Annotated in this window: 8 protein-coding genes; 7 read left to right on the top strand and 1 reads right to left on the bottom strand. The window is 37.8% G+C overall.

The genetic code is table 11. The features are described 5' to 3' along the window. Positions 1 to 102: 102 nt before the first annotated feature. Complete coding sequence (locus QVP90_RS19730; RefSeq protein ID WP_021937389.1) at positions 103 to 2,667, bottom strand: hypothetical protein; 2,565 nt, start codon at positions 2,665 to 2,667, stop codon at positions 103 to 105. Positions 2,668 to 2,889: 222 nt separating this feature from the next. On the opposite strand from QVP90_RS19730, the gene QVP90_RS19735 reads away from it, so the two are divergent. The 7 genes from QVP90_RS19735 (at position 2,890) to QVP90_RS19765 (ending at position 16,478) form a co-directional block, all read left to right on the top strand. Next, positions 2,890 to 3,930, top strand: coding sequence for a glycoside hydrolase family 43 protein (locus QVP90_RS19735; protein WP_005925210.1), 1,041 nt, complete (start codon positions 2,890 to 2,892; stop codon positions 3,928 to 3,930). 686 nt (positions 3,931 to 4,616) lie between these two features. Beyond that, positions 4,617 to 6,917, top strand: a complete 2,301-nt coding sequence (locus QVP90_RS19740; protein WP_021937390.1) for a GH92 family glycosyl hydrolase — start codon at positions 4,617 to 4,619, stop codon at positions 6,915 to 6,917. Positions 6,918 to 6,925: 8 nt separating this feature from the next. After that, positions 6,926 to 9,181 carry a GH92 family glycosyl hydrolase gene (locus QVP90_RS19745; RefSeq protein ID WP_021937391.1) on the top strand — a complete coding sequence of 752 codons (2,256 nt, stop codon included), beginning with the start codon at positions 6,926 to 6,928 and terminating at the stop codon, positions 9,179 to 9,181. Positions 9,182 to 9,286: 105 nt separating this feature from the next. Further along, positions 9,287 to 10,600 carry a T9SS type A sorting domain-containing protein gene (locus QVP90_RS19750; RefSeq protein WP_005925201.1) on the top strand — a complete coding sequence of 438 codons (1,314 nt, stop codon included), beginning with the start codon at positions 9,287 to 9,289 and terminating at the stop codon, positions 10,598 to 10,600. Between the two features lie 131 nt (positions 10,601 to 10,731). Next, positions 10,732 to 13,881, top strand: a complete 3,150-nt coding sequence (locus QVP90_RS19755) for a SusC/RagA family TonB-linked outer membrane protein (protein ID WP_005925198.1) — start codon at positions 10,732 to 10,734, stop codon at positions 13,879 to 13,881. Positions 13,882 to 13,895: 14 nt separating this feature from the next. Further along, positions 13,896 to 15,689, top strand: coding sequence for a RagB/SusD family nutrient uptake outer membrane protein (locus QVP90_RS19760; protein ID WP_007478558.1), 1,794 nt, complete (start codon positions 13,896 to 13,898; stop codon positions 15,687 to 15,689). An 18-nt stretch (positions 15,690 to 15,707) separates the two neighbouring features. Continuing rightward, on the top strand, positions 15,708 to 16,478 hold the full coding sequence (locus QVP90_RS19765) for a DUF3823 domain-containing protein (protein ID WP_007478557.1): 771 nt from the start codon (positions 15,708 to 15,710) through the stop codon (positions 16,476 to 16,478). Positions 16,479 to 16,603: the final 125 nt, after the last annotated feature.

Genomic DNA, 16,603 nt, shown 5'->3' on the forward strand with positions numbered 1-16,603 from the left:
CTTTTAAATAAGCATTTGGAAATATTTTGTCAGTAAAACGTATGCTCTTGTCTGCAAAACAAGAGCATACGTTTTTTTATGGGCTTTTATGCCAGACTGAGATTATAGTTGACAATTGATTACTTCATTGAATGTTTTTGAATAATCCGTATTCAGCATTGCTTTATATTCATTGCAGAATGTGTCGAATGTGGTTTTGGCCAAGCTGGTTCTGCCATTTTTATACAGTGCCTGGCATTTGAGAATTAACGCATATTCGTCTGTTTTATCATGCGCAAACATGCTGTTGGCTATCTGAATTAGTAATTCATTGTTTTCCTTTATATAGTCTTGTTTGGATAGGCTGATTGCCGCGTCCAATACGGAATTGGCATAATTGGACTTGAAAGAATCCAGCCAGTCTGTTTGAACGTATGGTAATAATTGCCCTGATAGCAAGTTTAAAGGCAGATCATGGATGTTGGCTGCTGTGATCGGTTCATTGTTTTTTACTCTGTCTATAAAGTTACATACTTCTATATAGTCGCAGTAAGTTTGAGTAAACTTGACAGACCAATAGGTACTTTCTTTCACAAGTTCGGCACCATCCAGTTTTTCCAGTAAGAGTTTTAGTTTCCGAATGTTCACCCGTCGGTTGTTTTGGGCACTTTCATCCATTTTATCAAACCAAAGCAGTTCCCGCAGAGTGACGTTCGAAATACCTTTCTTATTATTCACGCTGTATAATATGATGAGAATCAGCAACTGTTTCAAGATGGGAGTGAATGATTTGGTGATATCTGTTCCATTTTTGTCCCATACTTGAAATCCGTCCAGAAAAAGAATAGATGATTTTTTGTGAGCTGTTGGCTGGGGCTTGTAACTTTCTTCTTCCGAAGTTTCTTCGTGGAGACCGTCTGTGGCTGTAGTGGTTGGAGAATCGGGAGAAAAACTTCCTTTTTTTCTTCTTTTCCGGTAACAGAAGTAGATACAACCCATACCTGCAATCATGCAGATTCCCAGCCCTATAAAGAATTTTGTTAATGCAGAATATGCTTTACGTTCTGTATCTGCTTGCAGCGTATCTTCTATTTTTAAAGGCGGGTAAGCCAATGAATAAATGTCAATGTTTGATTGATTGTTGTGATTATAATTGGTCACTGCATATAGTTGTGACTGTAATGAATCGTAATAAAGTGTGCAGAATGAATTTACATCGTTGAAGGAGAAAGGAATGGTATCTGCATAGTTCGTGCTGTTCTTTCCGCTATCCAGGTCGAAAGATCTTAATAGGATGTAGCTGTTCGAGCAGTCGTTCGGAAAACATAAGGCATACAGCTTATTGTTTTTCTCATCTACAACAATGTTATTACCGATAACGAAATTTTTTGCATCGCCGGGAATAGACCATAATTTATTGGTTTTGAATGTATTGATGTCTATTGCATAGAGATCGTAGTAATTGACGACCCCTAACTCCTGTTTCCCTTGTGGGTTGCCGCATCCACCGAATATCAGCAACGTATCTTTGTTTTTATAGCCTGATCCGCTCAGATAACGCGGAGGTATTTCTTCACTATACGACACTGTTTTCCAATTATCCTGTATACGGTTCTTTTTGCGTATCTGGTTCTTATACCGATAGTTGCCGTATCCGCCAAAGATATACAGGCAGGAATCATAGGGGGATATAAAAGCATTGTGTTGCGAATACTCCGGATTCTTTATTACACGGTCATCGTTTGTCCATGTTTTGTTCTCAAAATTGAAAATGGATATCCATTGCGGGGTATCGAAATCATATGACCATAACTCATTGTAATACGGATGGTAAATAAGTTGGTTGTTTATTTCCGTATATGGAACTCCGTGAACAGGATAAATCGTATTCAGTGTGTTGTCGGTAGTCGAATAGGCGAGAACAGATGAACTATTGGCAAAGTAGATGGCGCCTTTCGAAGGAGCATGACAGATTTGTGTATATATCGGCAACTCCAATGTTTTTTCTTTTACCCATTTGGTATGTTTGTTTATCTCCCATGTGGGATTGGTTACTTTGGCCGGAATGTGATGCAGGCTGTCCGAACAGGAGTATGGCTGATGTTCTTTCAGTGGCCAGTATGCAATTGTTGTATTTTTGTCATTTGTAATTTTTATATTACGTATAGACATCGGAGGAACGTCCGAAGAGTGAAATTTCTCGTGATCGGAATATCCGAAATAGAATTTCACGTTTTTGATATTTATGGGTTCATACTGGTCCTGCAGTGCTTCGTTATCGAAAATAAGCCGGAGACTGTCCGGATAAATGGAACATCGGATATGCACCCATTTGTTCCATGTATATTGCTTGAGCAGCTCTTCGTCGAGAGCCAGATAGACATTGTTACCTTCTATCAGATTCAACGTTTTCTTTCCCGGGGTGATATTGGCTATTAAATCGAAACTTCTTTCGTCATCAATTATGATTCTGAAGACATATCCGTAATTATGTTCTTCTGATCTGAACTTAATGTCGAAATCCAGTGTAAAGCCTTTTGAGGCATCAAAATCGGGAGACAGTGTTAAAGAAGTCCTCTCTTCTTTAATGGCACTATGGGCGGCAAAATATAATCCGGATGAAATATTTTGTGATTCAAGTAGTATCGATTTTAATATTAAGAGCAGAAAAATAATCGTTTTTTGCATAATACTCGCGGTTGTTTCTATGCAAAGGTAATATGCTTTATGAGATTTGCAAAAAAAAGATTTATATTTTTGTAAGACCCTTTGCGGGATTATAAAAATTAATAAAATGTTAATGCTCAGCACATCCCTGCTTGGGCTTGGAAAAGATTTATTAATGAATTATTAATACCTTTGTTAACGGTTGATGATTATTTTTGCTACTTGTTAATTAAAGAAAGAAATATGAAAAATGTTGTTACAGTATTGGGGTTGATGCTATTCTTGGTAGCATGTGGTGATAAAAAAGAGTTTAGCGGTAATCCTATTGTGGAGGGGTGGTATGCCGATCCGGAAGGGGTCGTTTTTGATAATGAGTATTGGATATATCCCACCTTGTCCGATCTTCCTCCCGGAGCTGATAGTACAGATTTTACAGGATGGCAAAAAGAAACGCGGGCCATCCATCAGGTCTATAATATCCAGACATATATGGATGCTTTTTCATCCAAGGATATGGTACACTGGACTAAACATCCCAAAGTATTGTCTGTTGAGAATATAAAATGGCTGGAGTTTGCTTTATGGGCGCCTTCTGTTGTTCAGGCGAATGGTAAATATTATCTGTTTTTCGGCGGTAATGATATCCAGAATGACGAACAGTATGGGGGAATCGGGGTGGCTGTAGCCGATCATCCGGCCGGTCCTTTTAAAGATGCTTTAGGCAGACCTTTGATTGATAAAATTGTGAATGGTGCCCAGCCGATCGATCAGTTTGTTTTTAAAGATGATGATGGTACTTATTATATGTATTATGGTGGCTGGCATCATTGTAATATGGTGAAGCTGAGTCCGGATTTATTAAGTCTTGTGCCTTTTGATGATGGTTCGTATTATAAATCTGTCACTCCCGAGAATTATGTGGAAGGTCCCTTTATGTTGAAACGGGATAATAAATATTATTTTATGTGGTCGGAAGGCAGTTGGGGCGGTTCGGACTATAGTGTGGCTTATGCTATTGCAGATTCGCCATTCGGCCCGTTCAAACGTATCGGAAAAATATTACAGCAGGATGAAAAAGTGGGTACAGGAGCGGGACATCATTCGGTGATTCAGATCCCGGGAAAGGACGAGTGGTATATTGTTTATCATCGTCATCCGTTGGGCGATACAGCTCCGAATCACAGGGAGGTTTGTATCGACCGTATGTATTTTGATGAAAATGGTTTTATTAAACCGGTGGAAATGACTTTCAAAGGTGTAGGTATAAATAGACTTCCGGATTAAGTACGAAACAATAGGATATCCTTGTCGATAGGGAATGCTTCTTTTGAAGAAAAACATGTTTTTTTCTTACAAAATAAGTGTTCCCTATTCTTTTGCCTATACCCGGATGTTATATCTTATGGATTTTTGATTAATTTCCCCGTAGAGAGATAGAACCTTCCTCTACGAGGAACGACTTGAAAGTCGTAGAGGAACGGGTCGTTTGTCGTAGAGGAAAAATATCAATTTATAATGTATTGGTAATCAATATACTGTTAATTTTGAGTTTTGTTGATAATTTTCTACTTATAAAATTATAGATTCTGTTTTTCTTCTGTTTTCTGTTTGACGGAATTGTTTACATGTGTGTTATCTGAGGATAACTTTGATCTTTTATATATAAATATTCTCCACTCCTATTAGGCAAAGAATATATTCCTTCTTATTAGGAAATGTATTCTTTGCAAAGCAAGAATTAATATGTGGCAAGAGTGATTGATAATGCTAAATATGGAGAATTGTAATTAGGGAAAATGAATATATGCGACAGAATCTTCTTCTATGGGAAGCGATTAATGTCTTGTTAATGTTTTCAATCCGGAAATGTGCTCTGAAAGTATCTGTAGCCACGATTATTAATGTTCTGTTAATGGTTTCATTAATTGCATCAACCTACTTTTGCATCAAACGAAAATAAAAACGATACCATGAAAAAAGTTCCTTTAATTGTATTCTTATCTATTTTACTTGTGTCATGCAGAAGTAAAGAGGTGGTTACTGACTCTACTTCTTTTTCTCCGGTTGACTATGTAAATCCGTTAGTCGGAACACTATCTAAATTTACATTATCTACAGGTAATACCTACCCGGCCGTTGCATTGCCTTGGGGAATGAACTTCTGGACACCGCAAACGGGAGATATGGGATATGGATGGACCTATTGTTATACAGATGATAAGATAAAAGGATTTAAGCAGACACATCAGCCCAGTCCGTGGATTAATGATTACGGGCAGTTTTCTTTGATGCCGGTGACCGGGGATAAAAAGTTTCTGCAAAACGAGAGAGGTAGCTGGTTCTCTCATAAGGCTGAGACGGCAAGACCTTATTATTATAGTGTATATTTGGCTGATCACGATGTAAAGACGGAGATCACTCCGACAGAACGTTCTGCTTATTTTAGATTTACTTTCCCGGAAAGTGAAGATTCGTATGTCGTGGTAGACGCATTTGATAACGGTTCTTTTATTCGGATAGATAAGGAGAACAACACGATAACCGGCTATACAACAAAGAATAGCGGAGGAGTGCCGGATAACTTTAAAAATTATTTCGTGATGAAATTTGATAGACCTTTCGTCACGGCAGAAGTGTGGAGTGGAGACAAAATTATAGAAGGTAAAAAGGAGGTAAAGGATAACCATGTCGGGGCTGTATTAGGATTCAGGACAAGCAAAGGTGAAAAGATTGGTGTGAAGGTCAGTTCTTCTTTTATTAGTGAAGAACAGGCCTGGTTGAATTTGGAAGAGATAGGTAGTAAAGATTTTAATGAGGTAAAAGAAGCAGCCCGGAATGCTTGGAATGATGTAATGGATAAAGTAAGAGTGGAAGGCGGTACGGATGAGCAACTTCGTACTTTCTACTCTTGCTTATATCGTTCCTTGTTGTTTCCACGTAAGTTTTATGAAATAGATAAATCCGGAAATATTGTTCATTACAGTCCTTACAACGGTGAAGTGAAGAGTGGGTATATGTATACGGATACCGGTTTTTGGGATACGTTCCGTGCTTTATTCCCCTTCTTGAACCTGATGTATCCTTCTGTTAACAAGGAAATTCAGGAGGGATTGGCAAACAGTTATAAAGAAAGTGGTTTTTTGCCCGAATGGGCCAGTCCGGGACACCGTCATTGCATGGTGGGTAATAATTCAGCTTCTGTGGTGGCCGATGCTTATCTGAAAGGATGCCGGACAGAAGAAATTGAACTGTTGTATGAAGCCGTACTGCATGGGGCAAATCATGTACATCCACAAGTTCCTTCAACCGGAAGATTAGGATATGAATATTATAATCGGCAGGGGTATGTACCTTATAATGTAGGTATTAATGAAAATGTGGCCCGTACCCTGGAATATGCTTATGACGATTGGTGTATCATGAAATTAGCGCAACAATTGAATCGTCCGCAGGAAGAAATCGACCTTTATCGGGAAAGAAGTAAAAACTATCGGTTCGTTTTTGATAAAGAGAGCAAACTGATGCGCGGAAAGAACGAAGACGGTACGTTTCAGTCTCCTTTCAGTCCGTATAAATGGGGAGATGCCTTTACAGAAGGTAACAGTTGGCATTATACCTGGAGTGTATTTCATGATGTGCAGGGGCTTATCGATCTGATGGGAGGAAAGGAGAGCTTTGTGTCCATGCTGGATTCTGTATTTGTAGTTCCTCCTATTTACGACGACAGTTATTACGGGCAGTGCATTCATGAAATAAAGGAGATGCAGATTATGAATATGGGCAATTATGCGCATGGTAACCAACCTATTCAGCATATGATCTATCTTTATAATTATGCAGGACAGCCTTGGAAAGCGCAATATTGGTTAAGGGAGGTAATGGATAAGCTGTATACCCCTTATCCGGACGGCTATTGTGGAGATGAAGATAACGGTCAGACTTCTGCCTGGTATATATTTTCTGCTTTAGGATTTTACCCGGTATGTCCGGGTTCAGGAGAGTATGTAATGGGAGCCCCTCTCTTTAAAAAAGCAATTCTTACACTGGAAAATGGAAAGCAGGTTATTTTGAATGCTCCCGACAACACAAATGACAATAGATATATATGTTCCTTGAAAATGAACGGTAAGGAATATAACCACAATTGGTTGAAACATGAGGAATTAATGAACGGTGCTGTTCTTGATTTCAATATGAGCCATACGCCAAATACACAGCGGGGAGTAAATGATGAAGATTTCCCTTATTCTTTGACTAACGAAAACAAATAAGAATATAAATGAATTTACAGAAGTTTTTATTATTAAGCTGTCTCATGTGTGCTTTCGGGTGCACCGGTACGGACAAACCGGAAGTGATAAATCCGGTGGCTTATGTAGACCCTTATATCGGAACCGGAGGACATGGACATACATTCCTGGGAGTTACCGCCCCTTTCGGAGCCGTACAGATCGGTCCTAATAATATCAATAAAGGATGGGACTGGTGTTCAGGATATCATTATTCCGACTCTATCGTGATTGGTTTTTCACATCTCCATCTCAACGGGACAGGTTGCAGTGACACCGGCGATATTCTGTTCATGCCATATACCGGTAAGGCACGTACGCAACCGGGAACGCAACAAGACCCTTTGTCCGGTTATGCTTCTTATTATTCGAAAGATAACGAGCGGGCGTTGCCGGGATATTACGAAGTTTTACTGAAAACTCATCGTACGAAAGTGGAACTTACTGCTTCGGACCGGGTGGCTTTCCATCGCTATACTTTCCCGAAAGATGTGGAAAAACATGTAATGATTAACTTGAAAGATGCAAATGGAGACGATCGTCCGACTGATACATATCTGGAGCAAATCAATGATACGGTCATCAGAGGATACCGGTATTCCACAGGCTGGTCAAAAAAACAGCAGATTTATTTTTCTGCAGTTTTCTCCCAACCTGTACATCTGACTTTGTATCATGATTCGGTGCAAGTAGCGGGAAATCGTCTTCAGGGACTGGACGTGAAAGGAAATGTTGCCGTTGCACCTGTAGTAGAGGAATTAGGAGTGAAAGTCGGTATTTCTCCCGTGAGCATGGAAAATGCAATGGATAATATCGGGCAGGAAATAAAAGACTGGAATTTTGAGAATATCGTTGCTGAAACAACCGGTAAATGGAATGCGGAATTATCGAAGTTACAGGTAGAAACAACCGATACAGTGGCAAAACGTATCTTCTATACGGCCTTGTACCATGCCTTTATGCAGCCGATCATGTTTAATGATTGTAGTGGGGAGTACCGTGGAACCGATAAAAATATATATGGCGATCCGGGCTTTACCAATTATACTGTATTTTCTTTATGGGATACTTATCGTGCAGCTCATCCTTTGTACACATTAGTACAACCGGAACGTGTTCCCGACTTTATAAATTCGATGCTTGCCATTTACGAGCAACAGGGACGTTTACCGGTATGGCATCTATATGGTTCGGATACGAATGAGATGATTGGTATCCAGTCCGTTCCGGTGATTGCAGATGCGATATTGAAAGATGTCAAAGGGTTCAATTATGAACGTGCTTATCAGGCGATGAAAGCATCCATGATGTCCGATTACAAAGGACTGTCGTATGTGACGGATCTGGAATATATTCCGGCAGACAAAGAAAATGAATCGGTTGCCAAAGGTCTGGAATATGCTATTGCCGATTGGGGAGTGGCACAGGTGGCACGGAAGTTAGGTAAGACGGAAGATTATGAGTATTTTTCCAAGCGTGCTTTAGCTTATCAGAACTATTGGGATAAAGATACACATTTCTTCAGAGGAAAAAATCGAGATGGTTCATGGGTAACTCCGTTCAACCCTGTGCATTCTACTCACCGTAACGATGCTTACTGTGAAGGAAACGGCTGGCAATATACTTGGTTGGTACCTCACGATGTCGAAGGCCTGATATCTTTGTTCGGAAGCAAGGAAGCATTTGTTTCAAAGTTGGACAGCCTGTTCCTTGTAAATGAAGATTTGGGTGATGCGGCTTCTCCGGATATTTCCGGTCTGATCGGGCAGTATGCTCACGGTAATGAACCGGGACATCACACGGTATATCTTTATTCCTTTGTCGGCCAGCAATGGAAAACGGCGGAAAAGGTGGATTATATCCTATCGCATATGTATAGCGACTTGCCGGATGGGCTGCAGGGCAATGAAGATTGCGGGCAGATGTCTTCCTGGTATGTCTTCTCTGCATTAGGTTTCTATCCGGTTAATCCGTCTGACGGTATGTATGTTTTCGGTAGGCCGATATTTGATAAGGTTGTGTTAAAACTGCCGGAAAATAAGTTTTTTGAGATACGTGCAAACAATAATTCTGCGGAGAATAAGTATATACAATCTATAGAACTGAACGGACAACCTTACAATAAACTTTATATCTCTCACGCAGATATTATGGCTGGCGGTACATTAGTATTTACAATGGGAAATCGACCGAATGAACAATTTGGTATGATCACTCAATCATCTGTAGAAACTGACATAAATTAACTATATTATTAATTAATATATATTAGCAATGTGATTGTCTTTATTGATTAATTACATGTTAGTTGCTATAATCAACTGTATTATTAACTATTTAAGATTAGTATTATGAAAAAGAATTTTTACAAAGGATTAATGACTCTTTGCTTTTGTAGTGTAGTGTTTACAACTAATGTAATGGCGCAGGACGAAAGTCCATTTGCAGGTGGAACAGGTACCCCTGATGATCCCTATTTGATTGCTACTCCACAACAGTTTGATAGGATGCGTGATGCCCGTGGAGCTTCTTATAAACTAATTGCAGACTTGGATTTTTCTAATGTGCATTTTGATTATGAGGGAGGATGGTGGCCCATTGGTGAATGGGGTAGTGGTTCTGGTTCTGCAGATCGCTTTCATGGTACTTTTGACGGTGATGGGCATACAATTAAGAATTTCTATGTAGAAAAACCGACAGGTGCTCATGATATGACATTTTTTGGAGTTGTGGAAGGAGCAACCATTGAAAGAGTTATTTTTGAGAATATCACTTTTATAGGGGAAGGACGTATGGGAATGATTTCCGGACAAACTGAAAAAACAACTATTCGGGAAGTTGGTGCTATTAATTGTACGGTTAAGAATATAGGTACAGGTGTAGAAGCTGGAGGATTTGTGGGTCCAGGTAGTCAGGTTGTTATATATGATTGTTACTTTGTGGATGGTTCTATTGTATGTGATGGAAAATTAAGTGAAACTGATTTACGGGGAGATAATGCTGCTGCTTTAGTTGGAAAAGCTGAAAATATGACTGCGATTATGTCTTCTTATGTATCTGGAACTGTTGTTGCCAGAAATAATTTGGGAGGAATTGCAGGAATGATAGATGCTTCAAGTTCTATAAGCGGATGTTTAGCAATGTGCGATGTTACAGGTAATGATGATGCAACAGGAATTGGGCGAATTTGTGGTGGTGGTTCTCCTGATTTGAGTTCAGGAAACTATGCATTGGAGACTGCAAAAGTTAATGGAAATTTGGTTACTACTGATAATAATGCAGATCAGAGAAATGGAGCCGATGTTACAAAAGCTGATCTTACACAAGAATTTTACGAAGAATTGGGGTTTGATTTTGATAATGTATGGAAAATGGATCCTTCTATCTCTGATTATCCTGTATTTAAATGGCAGAAAGCTGGTAGTACTGGAGTTAAAAATATAGATAATGATACTAATTACATAGTATCTGCTACTACTGACGGCGTCAAAGTAGAGGGACTGAAAGGAAATGAAACTATTTGTATTTATGATGTAACTGGAATGTTACTGAATGAGCAAATAGCAACACAAGGAAGTATGACAATTTCTTTGAATGCAACTGGTATATGTATCGTAAATATAGTATCAAGCGATGCAACCTCGACATTTAAGGTAGCTAAGTAATACAGAATTTATCTACAATTCATATTGAACAGTTATCAATATGAATTGTAGATATTATTCAGTATATAATAGCTTTATACGGATAATCTTAATTTTATACAATGCGAATTCGATTTTAATTAATTATGAGCATGGATGTGAAAAATTTAATACTAAGAAAGCATTTGTCGTTTTCTTGTTATTTACGCTTGATTTTGTTACTGTTTCTTTCTGTAAATAGCAGTACAATATTATTAGCAGAAAGTAATCAACGGCAACAGGTGTCGGGAGTGGTTCGTGACCAGTTAGGTGAACCTTTACCAGGAGTTAATATTTTGTTAGTGGGTACTTCAACGGGTACCATAACGGATATAGATGGTGCATATAGTATTACTGTTTCCAATACTAATGATGCTATTTTGAGGTTTTCTTTGATAGGCTTTTCTTCTAAAGATGTTGCAGTGAAAGGTAGAACAACTGTTAACTTGACAATGACAGAGGAGACCCAAATAGTTGATGAAGTAGTTGTTGTTGGATATGGTACGCAGAAAAAAGTATCATTGACAGGAGCAATTAGTTCAGTAAAAAATGATGAGATTATTGCTACTCCTTCAGTTAATGTCCAAAATATGTTGTCTGGAAAATTGCCCGGTCTTCGTATTCAACAGAATACTGGTGAACCCGGAAGTTATGATACCAGCATGGATATTCGTGGATTGGGTAGTCCTTTGATTGTTATTGATGGAGTAGTTCGTGAGGCTTCTGATTTGCAGCGTTTAGAGGCCAATGATATAGAAAGTGTTACGGTTTTGAAAGATGCATCGGCAGCTATTTATGGTATGCGAGCATCTAATGGAGTATTGCTTGTAACAACTCGTAAAGGGGCAGGAAGTGGAAAAACACAAATTGATTATACTGGGAGTTTTGGATTCCAGAATCCTACGGGATTACCTGAGGTATTAGATCCCGGACAGTATGTAGAATTGGTACGCGAAGCTGATAAAAATATGGGTCGTGGTATTGATTATACTTTTTCAAAAGAAGATTTGGAACGTTATAGAAGTGGAGAGTTTCAAGCTACGGATTGGAGTAGTCTGGTATTAAGAAAAATGGTACCTCAGACACATCATAATGTGACAGCTAGTGGTAATACGGAAAGGGCTAACTATTATTTGTCTTTCGGGTATTATGGAGAAGATGGACTTTGGAAGTCAGGTGATTTAAATTATCACCGTTTTAATATTCGTTCAAATTTGGGCTTTAAGATCACTGATCATTTAAAGGCTGAAATGTTGATTAGTGGAGTTTCAGATGAAAAAAATCAACCTCATAAAGATACTTGGGAACTCTTTAAATCCATATGGGCTTTGAGACCTAATGAAAGTCCGTATGCGAATGGAAATGAAAATTATTATGCTAATGTAATGAGTAATTCTGGATTGAATTCATTGGTTATTACAGATGCAGATAAAAGTGGTTATAAACGATATAAAAATAAAACGTTAAATACTACATTCTCTTTAACTTATGAAGCTCCTTTTTTGAAAGGATTGAGTGCGAAATTTTTATATGGATATGACTACAAAACGTCTCAAGAGAAAGAGTTTCAAAAAGCTTATACATTATATTCGTATGATGAGGGAGCACAGGATTATATTCCACAAACATTTGCGGCACCTTCTGCTGTTAGAAGAAAATCATGGGAAGCTTCTCAAAACTTGTTGCAAGCTTCTTTAAATTATGAGCACCTGTTCGCTGAAAAACATAATGTGAAACTTTTATTTTTATATGAACAAACATCGAAAGAGGAAGATAATGTTTGGGCTAAAAGAATTTTAGAAATGGATGCTGTAGATCAATTATTTTCTGGTTCTGATAACGAGCAACAAGGAAGTTCAGATGCTGGTCAAATATATAAAACGACTAATATGGGACTTGTTGGACGTTTGAATTATGATTATGCTTCTAAATATTTATTGGAGGCGAGTTTCCGTTATGATGGTTCGTCTAAGTTTGCCAAAGGACATCGGTGGGGATTTTTCCCTTCTGTTTCAGCAGGATATCGTATCTCTGAAGAGAATTTTATTAAGGATACTGATGCCTTGTCTTTTTTAACAAATTGGAAAATAAGAGCTTCTTATGGTGTGTTAGGCGATGATGGTTCGTCAAGCTATCAATTTTTATCCGGTTATGACTATCCGGGTGCAGGTTATGTTTTTGGGACAGAAGCTTATAAAGGATTAGGCTTTAGAGGGCTTCCGAACCCCAGTATAACATGGTATACTTCTAAAACGTTAAATGTTGGTACTGATCTGGATTTATTCAATGGATTGTTTTCTTTCCAGATAGACTTTTTCTGGAGATATAGAGACGGCCTATTGGGAAAAAGAAATCAGGAAGTTCCGGGAACAATTGGTGCAGAGATGCCAGAGGAAAATTTGAATCAGGATTTATATAAAGGATTTGAAGTTGTATTAGGACATCGTAATCAAATAAGAGATTTTAGATATTCTGTTAGTTTGAATTTTGCTCTTACTCGCAAAATGAATAGAAAATTAGTAGAAGGTGATGCTGTGAATTCTTATGATAGATGGAGAGGAAAGTATTCTAATCGTTATTCTGACATGGGATGGGGATATGGCTCCAATGGGCAATATACCTCTATGGAAGATATTTGGAATTCACCGGATCAAGATGGAAAAGGTGGTTCAACATTATTACCAGGAGATTGGAAATATGAAGACTGGAATGGTGATGGAATAATTGATGATAATGATGTATATCCGAATGTTTTTGAATTTTCAAATAGTAATCCTAAAATGACTTATGGAGCAACTGTAACTGCTAATTGGAAAGGTTTTGACTTAAATATATTATTTCAAGGTGGAGCGGGATTTAATGTCAGATATTTAGAACAGCTCCAGTATCCTTTATGTTTTGGAGGTAATGGCTTGTCTCATTTTTATGACCGCTATCATCAAGATGAAGAGGGTAACTGGATAGCAGGAAAATGGCCTACAACACGAGATCCGGCTGCTTGTCAATCTAATTTAAAAGACTCTCAGCAAACTACTCAGGATGCTTCATATTTGCGTCTGAAAAGTATAGAACTTGGTTATACAATTCCTCTTAAGTTTACTCGCAAATTTAAAGTTGACAGATGTCGGATTTTTGCAAATGGATATAATCTATTTACAATAACAGGATTGGATTTTGTTGATCCTGAACGCACGTCTGGTAGTTATGGATATTTGTATCCAATTATGAGAAATTTTAATTTCGGTTTAAATTTGTCATTTTAATTAATAGTTTGATTATGATGAGATTAGTAAAGAAAATAATATTGTTAGTCGCTGTAGTGACTATCCATTCTTGTGATTATTTGGATGTACCTCCAATTAATATTATACAAGATGATGCTATATTTAAATCTGAATCAGGTATTAAAGCGTATATGACTACATTGTATGCTGATTTGCCGATAGAGGACTTTCGTTTTAGCCAATATGGCTTTAATGTGAATAACGCCGGAAAGGCGCACTTGGCTCACGTGTCGGGAGAGGCTATGATTACTTTAGGTGATGAACTTTTTTCTATAGGCGACGGTACTTGGTGGGGAGCCTGGGATTATGGTCGTATTCGTAGAGTAAACTATTTTATAAAAACATTGCCTGAGTATCAGGGAAATTTTTCAAAAGCTTTGGTAGATGCTTGGTTAGGGGAAGCGTACTTTATTCGTGCGTATTGCTATTTTTCAATGGTAAAACGTTATGGTGGGGTACCTGTTTTGGAAGAGCCACAGGAATATACAGAAGATATTGAGAGTTTGAAAGTACCCAGAAATACAGAAAAGTATTGTTATGATTTTATTGCAGAAGATTTGGATAGGGCTGCACATTTGTTGCCTGAAACAGAATCTCTTTTAGGGCAGGGACGTGCTACTAAATATGCAGCTTGGGCATTAAAATCAAGAGCAATGTTGTATGCTGGTTCTATTGCTCGGTATGGCACACTTGATTTGGATGGTCTTGTTGGGATTGATTCTTCTTTGGCAAATGACTATTTTGAAAAATCCTATCAGGCTGTAAAACAGATAGAAGGTAAGTTTTCTTTATATAGAAAAAACACCAATAAGGAGCAAAATTACGCAGATCTTTTTTTGGCAGAAAGTAGTACTGAAAATATATTTGTGAAATATTTTCAAAGGAATGTGAATGCGCATGGATATGACACTTATTGTGTACCTTTTCAGTATACCAGTGGAGGATATTCTTCATATTTATGTCCCCCTCTGGAATTCGTAGAGAGATTTGAACGCAAAGACGGAACTCCTGCTAATTTTGCAGAAAGAGGAACTTCACAACATTTTGCAGATCCAGCTGACTTATTTAAGGATATGGATGCACGTTTTTGGGGAACTATTATCTATCCGAATGCAGTATTTAAAAATGAAAAATGTGATATACAAGGAGGGATAATAAAAAGAGATGGTACTGAGATTAATACAGTAGGTCAAAACTGGGAATCATCTACATATACGGATATAGATGGAAAAGTCTATCATGTTACAGGAAAGAGTGGAATTGCTAAATATTCCGGTAATGGAACAGGATTCTATGTTCGTAAATATTTGGATGAGAGTTTGCCGAAAGAGGAGTTGAAAGAAAATTATTGCGAACATCATTGGATTGACATGAGGTATGCTGAGGTTTTATTGAACGGTGTTGAAGCTGCGGTAGAAATGGGACAACACTTGGATGATGCTTTGATATGGATAAATGATATTCGTGATCGGGCAGGTGTAAAAACTTTGAATAGTTCTGATTTGACCATTGATAAAGTTCGTAATGAACGTAGAATTGAATTGGCTTTTGAAAATCATACGTATTGGGATTTAAGACGCTGGAGGATCGCTGATAAAGAGATGGAGTCAAAACGTTATACAGGGTTATCTCCTTACTTCGATCTTAGAGACAATACGTATATTTTTAAAGTGGTTGATGCTAATGACCAACGTTATACATTTGATGTGAAAATGTATTACGAGAGAATTCCAGATAGTGAAATTGCAAAAAACCAAAAATTGATACAAAATCCATATTATAATTAATCATTAAAATGTTAAAATATGAGTAGATTATATATATTATCGTGCTTGATGGTCTTTATGTTATCTTCTTGCGGATATTTTGAGTATGATAATTATGAAGAGCCAAATTCGGGAATAGAAGGAACGGTAGTTGATAAAAAGACTAATGAATTGTACTGTTCTGAAACAGCCAATAGTTATAAAATAGAATATTATGAGTTGAGTTGGGAGGAAGCTGGTCATGCCAATACGCAAGCCAGATTTTTTTGGGGAAAAGCTGACGGAACTTTTACAAATACAAAAATCTTTGCCGGAGAATATCGTATTACTTTGAAGGAGGGTGCTTTTTATGCTCCTGATCCAGAGATAGTGACTCTGGAAAAAGGAGAAATGACAAAATTGGACTATGCTGTTACTCCTTATGCCCGGGTGAATATTGATGAAATAACTTTAAGTGGTACAAAACAAAATAATTTGGTTATCAAATATACAGTAGAGGATACACAAAAAGAAATTGATATAACCAATGTGGACAAAGGGGTGTATACTCTTAGTGAGGCACAGGTTTTTATATCCAGTAAGTCTCCCAACGTAGGGGTGAATAACACTGAATCTAAATATACAGTGAGAGCTGTTCATAAGTTTACTACTTATACCCCGGGTACTCCAATTACCGTAACAGAAAAGAATGTGAAAAATTTACCTGCTGGAAAATATTGGGTAAGGATAGGGGTTCGTACGAATAATCCGGGAAAGAAATATAATTTCTCTCGTATACTTGAGGTAGTAATTCCTGATTTAAACAGTTAAAATAGAGCAAATATGAATTTTAATATGAATTTGAAATATATATTGATTGGATTATTGGGAATGAATGGCGCGGCAGTAATGCCGCAAGCCATTGAGCAGGAGGTTGTAGAAACGACGGAAAACGC

The sequence above is a fragment of the Bacteroides sp. CAG:189 genome, from assembly GCF_000432295.1.
Classification (GTDB): domain Bacteria; phylum Bacteroidota; class Bacteroidia; order Bacteroidales; family Bacteroidaceae; genus Bacteroides; species Bacteroides salyersiae.